The organism is Rhodoflexus sp. (assembly GCF_053489755.1).
Genome location: NZ_JBRCHD010000042.1, coordinates 57,566 through 69,483, shown reverse-complemented (window position 1 = coordinate 69,483; position 11,918 = coordinate 57,566). Strand labels below are relative to the sequence as shown.

Genomic DNA, 11,918 nt, shown 5'->3' with positions numbered 1-11,918 from the left:
AGTGCTTTTTCAAGGCAACAAAGCGTTCATAAGAAGGCAGACGTTGCACGCCGCTGCGGAAAATAAGTACGCAGTTTACGATGGATGATGAGAGCGTTGTTCCATCAGCGGCTGAAAATCTGTATTAATTTGTGTGCTGTATTTCTTTGAGAAGTACAAATCCAAAGTTAGCCGTTTTTCGCTAATCCTTGCTTTTTCCCTCTCTTGATTCGTAAGCAACTGATTATCAAGTTATTCGCAAATAACTCGCGTTAATTTCCAAAACTTTTTGCCTCAGACTATTTGAAAAGTCTCATGGAATCTCTAATTTCGAAGGTATCGGACTATGCGTAAGAAAAGCGTAAGGTTTGCACAAAATTTGCTTTATTTTTAAAGCAATCCGATAAACGACAACAACTAACAAATATTACTTTATACAAAAACGTCAACCATGAGGCAGCTAAAGATTAGCAAGCAGATCACTAATCGGGAAAGTCAATCTCTTGATAAGTATCTCCAAGAAATCGGCAAAGTAGATTTGCTAAATCCCGATGAGGAAGTAGAATTAGCCAAGCGCATTAAGGAAAACGATGCAGAGGCACTTGAGCGGCTTACCAAAGCTAATCTTCGTTTTGTAGTTTCCGTAGCTAAGCAATATCAGAATCAGGGTTTATCGCTCGGTGACCTAATTAATGAGGGCAATCTTGGTCTGATCAAGGCTGCACAGCGATTCGATGAAACTCGTGGCTTCAAATTTATTTCATATGCCGTTTGGTGGATTCGCCAGTCTATTTTGCAGGCCCTCGCCGAACAATCGCGCATTGTACGCCTACCGCTGAATCGCGTGGGATCTCTGAACAAAATCGCTAAAACATTCTCTGAGTTAGAACAAAAATATGAGCGCGAGCCATCGCCTGAAGAACTTGCTGAGGTAATGGATATTTCGCTGGGCGAAGTCAACGAAACCATCAAGATTTCAGGACGGCACATTTCGGTAGATGCGCCTTTCAAACAAGATGAAGAGAATACGCTACTGGATGTGATAGAAGGCGGCGAATCGCACCGCCCCGATGTTACGCTTATGGACGATTCTTTGCGCAGAGAAGTACAACGCGCACTCTCTACGCTTACTCCGCGCGAGGCAGATGTTGTTACCTTATATTTTGGACTCAACGGCGAAAGCGCACTTACCCTCGAAGAGATTGGAGAGAAGTTTGACCTAACCCGCGAGCGCGTGCGTCAGATCAAAGAAAAGGCAATTCGCCGCCTCCGCCATACCTCGCGTAGTAAAGCACTGAAGACCTATCTGGGATAGTTCATACACATGTAATCGCAGGGTTATGTGATTTTTTTCAATACTAAAAGAGGTTGTCCGGAAAGGCCACATGTAGCACAGATTTCAGTCTGTAATCATCTGATTATCAAGTGTTTCAACGATCACAGACTAAAGTCTATGTTACTTTCTGGACAACCTCTTTGTGAATAAAATCCATGCCGTATAAACCGCATCAGTGCAGAGTTACTAATGTAATACCTGCACCTCCGCGATCGGCGTGCTCGTCTTCCAAGCGGGATACCTGTTTGTAGGTACGCAAGTGCTCTCGGATGAGCGTCCGCAGAATACCATCGCCTTTGCCATGTACGATGCGCAAGTGCTGGTGGCTGAGCATAATAGCGTTATCTATAAACTGGGCAACCTCGCTGAGAGCTTCTTCGGCGCGCTTGCCGCGCACGTCCAAATCAAGACTAAACTGCGACATTTTTTCGTTCAGATCTATCCGCACGTTAGATGTACTCGTTGCCTTTTCAGGCATTATCTGGCGATAGCTCTTACGGCTGATTTTTTCCAAACGATTCATTTTAACAGTTGATTTCAACTCGCCAATCGTAATGCTGACCTCTTTACCTTTTACTGCCAGCACCTCTCCTACTGTCTCTGTGCCTTTCAAACGGATATAGTCGCCCACTTGGATAGGGCTGTCATCCGGCTCTAATTCCATCTTATCGGTTGGAGTAGGTACGCCGATCGTCCTTACTTCTTCGGGCTGAAGTTGCTGGCGGAAAGTTTCCAGTTCCTGCCGCAGTTGCTTGGTGCTTTCTCGCTCGGCTTGCTGTTCGCGAATCTGTCGGATTGTATTTTCGATCTTCTGGTTGGCTTCCTGCAGCAGCCGCTTGGCTTCAGCCTTCGCCTCGTTAATGAGTTGCTTGCGATTGGTTTCTATAAAATCGCGCAGGCGTGTGTACTCTGCCAGTGTTTTGGAGAGCAATTGCTTTTCTGTCTCCAGAAGATCTTTTTTTTCCTTGTAAAATTGCTTTTCTATCTCTAGCTCTCTGAGCAGCTTTTCAATATCAATCTTGTCTTTGCCTACTTTTTGTCGGGCGCTCTGCGTAACAGCACGTGGCAAGCCTATTTTCTGCGCAATTTCCAATGCAAAGGAACTACCCGGCTTGCCGATTTCAAGCTCAAAAAGCGGCTCAAGCGCCTCTACGTTGTATCGCATCGCACCGTTGATAATACCCGGGGTATTTTCGGCATAAAACTTTAGGTTGGCGTAGTGCGTGGTGATGATACCGTACACTTTTCGTTCGTTGAGTTGCTCTAAAATTGCCTCCGCAATAGCGCCGCCAAACTGCGGCTCGGTACCGGTACCAAACTCATCTATCAGGCAAAGCGATTGACTATCAGCCAGTTGCAAAAAAGCCTTCATATTTTTCAGGTGCGAACTGTAGGTACTCAGATCGTTGTCTATAGATTGTTCGTCGCCAATGTCAATAAATAGGTGCTGAAAAATACCTGCCTGCGAACCTTCCTCTACAGGAATAGGTAATCCGCACTGCAACATATATTGCAGTAACCCGGTTGTTTTGAGGCAAACAGATTTTCCCCCTGCATTTGGCCCTGAAATGAGCAAGATGCGATTATTTTCGTCTAAACGGATATTTAGTGGTACAATTTTTCTGCCTGCCTCCTCCAAATGCTGCTGCAAAAGCGGATGCCTTGCCGATAGCCATTGTAAGACAGGTTTTTTGTATAATTCGGGAAAAATTGCCTTGATAGCCATTGCAAAACGGGCTTTTGCACGGATAAAATCTATCAGCCCCAGAAAAAAGTAGCCTTTTTTAAGATTTTCTACATGCGGGCGCAGGCGCGTTGTCAATCGGATCAATATACGAACAATTTCGCGGCGCTCCTCTGCTATCAGTTCGCGGATCTCGTTATTGATCTCCAACACCTCGGCAGGCTCGATAAATACGGTTTGCCCGCTGGCCGAAGTATCGTGTACGAAACCCTTAATACGGCGTTTGTGTTCGGCAGGCAGCGGGATAACAATACGCCCTTCGCGGACGGTTAGCTGTGCTTCGTCGGAAGCAATTCCTTCATTTTTGAGCGAACGTAGGATCTGTTCGATCTTTCTGCGCACACCAGCCTGCTCGCGAAGGATGCTGCTGCGGATGTCGCGAAGTTCGGGGGAGGCGTTGTTGCGAATCGCACCGCGCTCGTCTATCACGCGATCAATTTCTGCAAGCAAGGACTTGTCTATCGAAATACCACTGCTTATTTCTTTCAGGTGCGGTATTTCTTCTGCCGGCCTTTTGACAATAATTTCCAGACATTTGTATAGCGTTTCCAGTGATCGGCGCAAATCAAAGCATTCTTCTTCGGTAAGAAAAGCACCTTCGATCATTGCCTTTTGGAGGCTTTCGCTTACGTCTAAGAAATTTCCTTCGGGAAAGGTTTCACCTGCGGCAAGCAATCTGCGAAATTCTTCGGTTTGGCTTTGCAATTTGTGGACGACATCATAACGCTCGCTGAAGCGCATACGCTGTACAAATGCCCGCCCCAGCGGCCCACTGCACAAATCGGCTAACTGCTGACGGATCTTGTCAAAGCCGATCTTATCTTCAAAATTTTTTGGATACAACATTTGCCACAAAGTTAGGGCATTAAAGAAAAACCCTTGAGATTTTGTGTGTCTCAAGGGTTTTGTTGGCAAGCGCATCAGACCGATTAGTAGCCGGGATTTTGTGTCATGTTAGGGTTAGCATCCAACTCACCGGTTGGGATAGGCCATACCCAGCGCGGGCTATTGGGCGCTAATGAGCATTGAGTAGCCGGAGGCGTACAGTTCTGGCGGTTGATCGTACGGGTCGTACGTTTCAGGTCGAACCAGCGATGTCCTTCGAGGAACAGTTCGCGGCGGCGCTCGTTAGCAATTGCTTGTATGAGGGCTTCGCCTGTTTCTGTGCCGGGAATGAAGTTTTGGATACGGGCAGCGCGAAGCGTGTTCAGATCTTGCAGTGCGCCTGCATTATCGCCCGAGCGCTGACGAGCCTCTGCACGGATCAGGAACATTTCGCCTGTACGCAGTACCTTGAAATCTACTACCCCATCGCGGTTGTTGCCTTTGCCGAGGTATTTGATAGGAATGAAGCGATTGGCCGGACGTGGTGCGCGTGTGCTAAAGCCTGCAGCTATATAACTATTGAAACGGATATCATTTGCCTGATCGTATAATGCTACTATGTCAGGAGAAGCATCGAAAGATGCACGGTCGTTGCCCGCAGGGGAATAAACCTCCAGCGCAGGCCCACCCTCGCCGGGATTGAAACGAATTGCCCAAGCTACCTCTGCGGCAGTTTCATCGCGCCAGATAGCAGGGAACTGCGCACGGGTAGCCAAAGGCAGTGCGTTGATTACGTTTGTAGCAAAACGTATAGCATCGGCATTCAGTCCTGCGTACAGTGATATACGTGCCAACATAGCGTTAACAGTGATTGCATCAATATTTACGCGGCGTGTTGCTGTATTGATCGCCCGATCAACGTTGCTTAGTAGCGTCAGCGCTTCGTTGAGGTCGTTAAAGATACGGTCGTATACTTCTCTCACGCTCGCACGGGCAGGGCGGGCATTAGGGTTGTTACTGGAAACAACAGTCATAATAGGAACACCTGGATCAGTAGAGTTGCGATCAAAGCTGTTAGCATACCATTTCAACAGATCGAAATGCAGCCATGCACGCAGCGCTAGCGCCTGACCTTTGATACGGTTAGCTGTACGTTGATTGGCAGGCGTGGTAAATGCGTCAATACCATTGATTACTACGTTAGTAGAGTTAATGACAATATACAGACCTAACCAACCAGCCTCAACTGCACCGTTGTCGGCAGCATAGACCCAATCTACGATACCGCGCGTACCTTGCGGCAAGTTCTCAGGAGATTCGCGCAGGTTGTCGGTCATCATGTCAGGGATCACAGACTGATTACGACCATAAGTATTTACGCTGCGCAACTGTGAATAAGCACCATTCAGAGCAGCCTCATAGTTTTCGATTGTTCTAAAGGCATTAGACTTATCGAGGATGTGAGTCGGATTAACCTCATTTACGATATTGGCACACGAGGTAGCAATGAAAATCGCCAAAGATGCCAAAGCATATTTAAGTAGTTTCATTTCTGTTCAGAAGTTTAATTTTTAGAAGCCCAGATTCAAACCGAAGGTTACGGTACGCAGCGCAGGGTATTGCGCACCTGTCAACTGACCACCGGTAATTTCAGGGTCGAAGCCCAGGAAGTCTGTGATAGTGAATACGTTCTGACCTTGTACAAACAAACGCAGAGAAGAAATTTTAGCTTTGTTCAACACTGTAGCAGGGAAGTTGTAAGCCAGTATGATGTTGCGCAAACGCCAGAAGTCGCCTCTTTCCAGAAAGCGGGTTGTACCGCGCTGCATCTCCTGATCAGGGCGAGGGATGTCTGTAATGTCGCCCGGACGCTGCCAGCCTCTCAACAATGCACGTGAAACGTTATCAATGAAGTAGGTAGGATCTTCTACGTTTGTACGGTCGTTGTTGTAAACTTTATTACCCAGCACATAAGTCCACAGGAAGTTGAATTCTATACCTTTAAACGAGAAATTGTTCGTAATACCACCGAAATAAGGCGCATCGCGTACCCCGAAAATCTGACGGTCGTTAGGGCTGTAAGTTTCTGTGATTTCACCGTCAGGGCGGCGATACAAAGCATTCCCGTTTTGAGGATTGACACCTACGTACTCCACTAAATAGTTACTGTTGACAGGAAAGCCTACACGGTTGATAATCAGACCACTGATAATTTCTTCTTCGCCTGCCAGATCAACAATTTTATTGCGATTGATAGCAAAGTTGAAGTTGGTGCTCCATATGAAATCGCCTGCTTTCACGTTTACTGTATTCAAAGCAAGTTCGATACCGCGGTTGCGCATCTTACCTGCGTTGCGGTTCTGGCTGGTGAAACCTGTGGTGCGAGAAAGTTGCACAGGCAAGAACATATTGGTGGTCAGGTTATCATAGAACTCGAAACTACCTGAAATGCGATCGTTGAACAAGCCAAAGTCAATACCTGTGTTGAATATATTTTTCTGCTCCCAGCCCAGATCAGGATTTGCTAACTGTGCTAGCGTTAAACCTGCCACCCCGTCGTAAACGGCAGCAGCAGAGAATAATTCACGAGAGGCAAAGTCGCCAATACCGAATGAACCGAAAGCACTTGTAAAGCCTGCCTGACTACCTACCGTACCATAGCTGGCTTTAAATTTCAGCAGAGAAAGTGTACTCTTGTCAATACCTGCCATGAAATCTTCGTCAGAGATAACCCAGCTGCTACCCAATGACCAGAAGTTACCCCAGCGATTGTCTGTACCGAAGCGCGAAGAACCGTCGCGACGCACAGTAGCGCTTACAAAGTAACGGTCTTTGTAACCGTAGTTAGCAGTCAGAAAGTACGACATCAGCACGTTTTCAGAAGCATTACCACGCACGATAGGAATAAAGTTGTTGGTAGGGCTACCCTGTGTAATGCCTGCTTCGTTCTGTAGGTTGCCTGTCAAGCCGAAGCCGGTGAAACCAAATGTACCAAAGCGGTTGCGCACTACTTCCTGGAACAAGCCTACATTCAAGTTGTGATCACCAAAAGTTTTAGCATAGTTCAATGAGGTTGTACCTGTCCAACGCGTGTTGCGGAAGAAGTTGCGGTTCAATGAACCATTGCGGCGGTTGGCAGCCGACTGACCTACTACCGATTTGCGGCTGAAATAGGTTTTGCTTTCCTGATTTTCGTAGTCCACGCCCCAAGCAGTACGTGCAGAAAGACCTTTCACAAACGGGAGGTTGTATTCAATAAATACGCTACCTACGCCTTTAAACTCTCTGGTACCACGAAAAGTCTCCAGCATCTCCTGCACAGGGTTAGGCTGACCGGACAAAAACTGCGTGTAAGAGCCATCGGGCTGGAAAGGAGTTTCATAAGGATTTGCCCAACGAATAGCATTCAATGGAGAAGCGATACCTGCATTGGCTTCTGTTGTGTTGCGGAAATCAGAATAGCCTACGGTAGAGTTCATCCCAAAACGCAAATTACCTGCATTATGCTCTATGTTTGCACGAGCAGAATAACGATCCAGACCTGTAAAGCGAACCGTACCAGACTGCTGGAAGAGGTTGCCTGACAGATAGAAAATTGTTTTTTCATTACCTCCTGAAGCATTGATTTGGTGCTGAGCAGTCTGACCTACCTGAAACAGTTCTTTCTGCCAGTCTGTTTGAATCGTGCGCAGTCTTGCAATTTCCTCAGGTGTTAAATCCTCTAAGGGAGTACCGCCAATGCGCAACTCGTAATCAATTTTTTCATTGGTATTCATCAGCTCCAAACGGTTTGGAGGGAAGAAAGACCAGCCCTGCTGACCGCTGTACTCAATTTTGGCAGCACCAGACTTGCCACGACGGGTGGTAATTACGATAACGCCGTTAGAACCACGTGAGCCGTAGATAGAAGTTGCAGCAGCATCTTTTAATACGTTTACCGACTCAAAATCTGCCGCGTTTAGCGTGGCAAAGTTCTGAGCAGAAATCTGCACACCATCTACGATGTACAAAGGCTCGTTAGTACCGTTGATAGAACCCACACCGCGAATACGCACGGCAGCAGGCGCACCCGGCTGACCGGAGTTGGCTTGTACCAACAGACCCGGCGCCTGACCTTGCAGCATCTGATCGAAAGAACCCAAAGGTACTGCGCGAATCACTTCGGCACTTACTACGGCAGCAGAACCTGACAAGGCTTTCTTTTCCTGCTGACCGTAGCCTGTTACGATTACCTCTTGCAGCGTCTTGGTATCAGGTACAAGTGTGATATCAATTGTTGAGCGGTTGCCAATTTCTACCTCTTGAGAAACAAATCCTACAAAGCTAAAGACCAGCGTTTTGGCGTTTGCAGGAACGCTAATGCGGTATTTACCGTCTGCGTCGGTTGTAGCGCCCGAATTCGTACCTTTAATCAAAATAGATACACCCGGTAAGGGCACTTTTTCAGTACCATCAATGACGGTACCAGAAATTTGTCTGTCTTGTGCGAATGCTGTAAATGCTGTCAGCATCATTAGCACATACAGTAGTAATGTTTTTCTCATCGCATTGAACTTTAAGTGATTGTTAAGTTACAAATAATCGCAAGTTTAAGAATTAAAACTCGAGCATTCAAAAAATGAAGGTTAATTAACAGGATATGTGCCGAATTTTGAATCGATTTTTCAAAAAACTTCCACATATTGCATCGTAAACTACTGATTTTGACCTATGAAATATTTTGCTGATGCCCATTGCGACTTGTTGAGTTATTTACAAACAGTAGCTAATGCCTCGCCGCTTGCCGATGAATCGAGGTGTAGTTTACCCCTGTTAGAACAAGGTCAGGTTGGTTTGCAGACAATGGCAATTTTTACCCTCACCAAGCGAGGAAGCACAAAAATGGGAATAGGTCAGGTTGAAAAATTCATGCAGTTGCTCAAAAACTACCCCAAAAGAGTTTACATGCCCTCTAATTTCGATCGCTTTGTTGATTACCCTTCCAACGATCGGACTATAATTATACCTGCCATAGAAAATGCTTCAGGTTTTTGTGAAGAAGATGAACCGCTGAGCAATGGATTGACCAGACTTGATCAAATGGAGCAGCAATTAGGATATATTTTTTATATTAGCCTTACACATCACACAGAGAACCGTTTTGGTGGAGGAAATTACACCAATATCGGACTAAAAGACGACGGCAAGCGGCTGTTAGATCATCTGGCAAGCAAAAAAATTGCTGTTGATTTTTCTCACACAAGCGATGCCCTTGCCTACGGAATACTCGAACATATAGACAAATACAAGCTACCCATCAGGATCTTAGCAAGCCATTCCAATTTCCGGGCAGTGCATAACCACCCTCGCAATTTACCTGAAGACCTCGCAATGCAAATCGCTCGCAGGGGCGGCTTTGTTGGGCTGACATGGCTGAAGGACTACATTGGCAACAGTTCCGAAGATTTTTTCCGCCATTGGGAATATGGCGCCCAAAAGCAAATTCCAATGGCAAGCGGAGCAGATTTATTCTATTACCTGCCTAACCAGTTCCCTAAAGGAGTGTATTTTGACAGATATTCTAACGCAAGTCATTATTCACTACTCATTGAAGACATGGAAGCTCGACACATTGCCACACAAAGTTTAAGGCAGTTTTCTTACGTCAATTTGTGGAATTTCCTACACTCGCTCTGGAGTGGTAGCAAAGATTAACCATCAAAAATGACCATTCCTTAATAAAATATTACGTCTAAGAATCAGCTTCGATCCATCCTCTATTCAATAGGGTATGGCTTTGCGCGTTATTAATGGCGGTAATCCGGCGATCCTATGGAACAATGTTATTCAGCAGTCGTGCGCTGCCTGATTTATTCGGTATCTTTCTTTTTGTTTTTTATTTTTTCTCTTACCTGTCATGCGCAGTCCTACCCTATCGAAGAGATTTTGGTGTTGTTAGAGCGTGGGCAGTTCTCCTCGGCGAGCCAATTGCTGCAAACTAACCTACAGTTGGACTCTACCGACCGCGAATCCAGAATTTTGCTTGGCTCGTTAATGGAAAGTAACGGACTACGTGCAGAAGCCATCCGGCTGTGGCAGCAGGGTTTGCAAAATAACGAAAGCGACTACACGCTACTCGTGTCTATAGGCGAAAGCTACCTGCGAGAAGCCGAATTAATCGTCCATGAAGAAAACGCGCCAAGTTCACTACTTCCCTTTGAGCAACCCAACTACAACTACATAACATATTTGGACTCTGCCATTGCTACGCTTAAAAAAGCTACAGGTTACTATCCACACGAATCAGATGCGCTGTACATGCTTGCCCATGCAAGTCAGTTGAAAGGCGACTACGCCCAAGCACTCCAATATGCACGCTTACTAACCCGCATTTTCCCCTTAGAAGAAAAAAACCATACCCTTACAGGACTTCTGCTTACCCAAATGGGCGACTATCAGGCAGCAGAAGCAGCTTTGCAGGCAAGCCTTTCCATCAACTCACATTATACACCTGCGCAAAAAGCTATGGCAGAGTTACTGTTGATGCAAAACCGCACAGAAGAGGCAGCTGCATTCCTCCGCAGCGCAGCATTCCATGATTTTATCCCCAGTTTTATTGGACTTTCGTTCAGCGACGAAAATTACGCTACTTATTCGAAGCTATCTGCCGCTTTTGCTACGGACAATGAAAACGCCTTGCGCGAAATTATCGCCGACTTGTTGGAGGATACTTCCGACGAGAGTACCTGCTGGCTGGCTCTCGCTTTTTGGCATCAGATGATACCTGCCGATTTGGACGAAATTGCATGGGATACGTTTACTTCGCGGGGCTTGCTTGGGCAGCGTTTAATGGTAGAAATGGCCCGCAGAACCGATAATGGCTTACTCTTGGGCAAACTCTGCCGCAAAATGGTGCAAATGCAGATCCCCGGCACTTTTGAACTGCTGATACAACTCTTGCCACAAGATAGAATGATGGACTCGCCGTTGCGCATTGCCTACTGTCTGGCAGCGCTTGGCAACGATCTGGCTGTTCCCTATCTTATCCGCGAATTGCAATACAGCATATACGAAGACGACGAACGCGGTTACGTCTTCAGCAGAGAAGGCAGGCAGGCAGCACGCCAACGCGCAGTCTTGGCACTTTCTTATTTCAATACAGCTACCTCTATCGAAACACTGCAAAAAGGACTCGAAAATCAGGAAATTAAGCCTTACTGTGCAGTAGCTTTGTATCTCCTCACGATGCAGGAACACTATCTGGAACCGCTTCGTCAGATTGCCCGTGATATCGAAAGACATACAGAAATCACCCACTTTCTGCGCTTTATTGGCACTCGTGAAGCCAACCAGTTGGTGAAAATGATGGAATAGTCGCCGAAAGCGATTATTTTTCGACTATGTTAGCGCTTCATATCTCCAAAGCACTCAGCGATTATCTGATACAAAACCCACCTGTCCGATGGCAGTATGCCGCGCAGTCTCCACCGCACATTGCTTCTGTGCTGTTAGCACTTTTTCAGGAAAATGACGAGTGGCATCTACCTTTCATCTTGCGCAACACCTACGAAGGTGTGCACAGCGGACAAGTTGCTTTTCCGGGAGGCAGGTACGACAAAACAGACAGCGACGTTATTACTACAGCCCTTCGCGAAACAAAGGAAGAAATAGGCATAGAGGTCAGGCGTTCGCAGGTAGTCGGCAGGCTGCACGAACTATACATACCTCCCAGCCATACGATTGTACATCCTGTCGTGGCTATTCTCAATGAGCCGCCTACATTTATACCCGATCCGCGCGAGGTTTCCGAAGTTTTTACACTGCCGCTTTCCTATCTCAATAGGCAGGACATTAGAGGTATGCGCGAGGTAATGCTGCCCAACGGGAAAACCATGCCTTTTACTACTTTCAAAATAGCAGATAAAGAAATATGGGGGGCTACGGCGCGGATGCTTACCGAGTTTCTTGCAGCAATTAACCCTGTTCTATGAACATATTCCGCATGGAACGTGTTAATCACCAATAAGTAGCATAAATAAGTTATCTTTACGATCA

Annotated in this window: 7 protein-coding genes; 4 read left to right on the top strand and 3 right to left on the bottom strand. The window is 46.4% G+C overall.

Annotation, left to right across the window (positions count from 1 at the left end; genetic code table 11):
- Nucleotides 1–430: 430 nt before the first annotated feature.
- On the top strand, nt 431–1,294 hold the full coding sequence (locus ACWIP2_RS09570; protein ID WP_448519704.1) for a sigma-70 family RNA polymerase sigma factor: 864 nt from the start codon (nt 431–433) through the stop codon (nt 1,292–1,294).
- A 193-nt stretch (nt 1,295–1,487) separates the two neighbouring features.
- Here ACWIP2_RS09570 and ACWIP2_RS09565 read toward each other — a convergent pair whose 3' ends face one another.
- From ACWIP2_RS09565 to ACWIP2_RS09555, 3 genes are all read right to left on the bottom strand, one after another.
- The gene (locus ACWIP2_RS09565) at nt 1,488–3,905 is read right to left on the bottom strand and encodes an endonuclease MutS2 (RefSeq protein WP_448519703.1); all 2,418 of its coding nucleotides are present in this window, start codon (nt 3,903–3,905) and stop codon (nt 1,488–1,490) included.
- A gap of 83 nt (nt 3,906–3,988) precedes the next feature.
- The gene (locus ACWIP2_RS09560) at nt 3,989–5,434 is read right to left on the bottom strand and encodes a RagB/SusD family nutrient uptake outer membrane protein (protein WP_448519702.1); all 1,446 of its coding nucleotides are present in this window, start codon (nt 5,432–5,434) and stop codon (nt 3,989–3,991) included.
- 21 nt (nt 5,435–5,455) lie between these two features.
- Nucleotides 5,456–8,428 carry a SusC/RagA family TonB-linked outer membrane protein gene (locus ACWIP2_RS09555; protein WP_448519701.1) on the bottom strand — a complete coding sequence of 991 codons (2,973 nt, stop codon included), beginning with the start codon at nt 8,426–8,428 and terminating at the stop codon, nt 5,456–5,458.
- A gap of 166 nt (nt 8,429–8,594) precedes the next feature.
- Here ACWIP2_RS09555 and ACWIP2_RS09550 point away from each other — a divergent pair, with 166 nt between their 5' ends.
- From ACWIP2_RS09550 to ACWIP2_RS09540, 3 genes are all read left to right on the top strand, one after another.
- Nucleotides 8,595–9,578, top strand: coding sequence for a dipeptidase (locus tag ACWIP2_RS09550; protein ID WP_448519700.1), 984 nt, complete (start codon nt 8,595–8,597; stop codon nt 9,576–9,578).
- A gap of 117 nt (nt 9,579–9,695) precedes the next feature.
- Nucleotides 9,696–11,237 (top strand): tetratricopeptide repeat protein, encoded by a 1,542-nt coding sequence (locus ACWIP2_RS09545; protein WP_448519699.1) that lies wholly within the window; start codon nt 9,696–9,698, stop codon nt 11,235–11,237.
- A 26-nt stretch (nt 11,238–11,263) separates the two neighbouring features.
- A complete protein-coding gene (locus ACWIP2_RS09540; RefSeq protein ID WP_448519698.1) occupies nt 11,264–11,854 on the top strand; it encodes an NUDIX hydrolase in 591 nt (196 codons plus the stop codon).
- Nucleotides 11,855–11,918 lie beyond the last annotated feature (64 nt).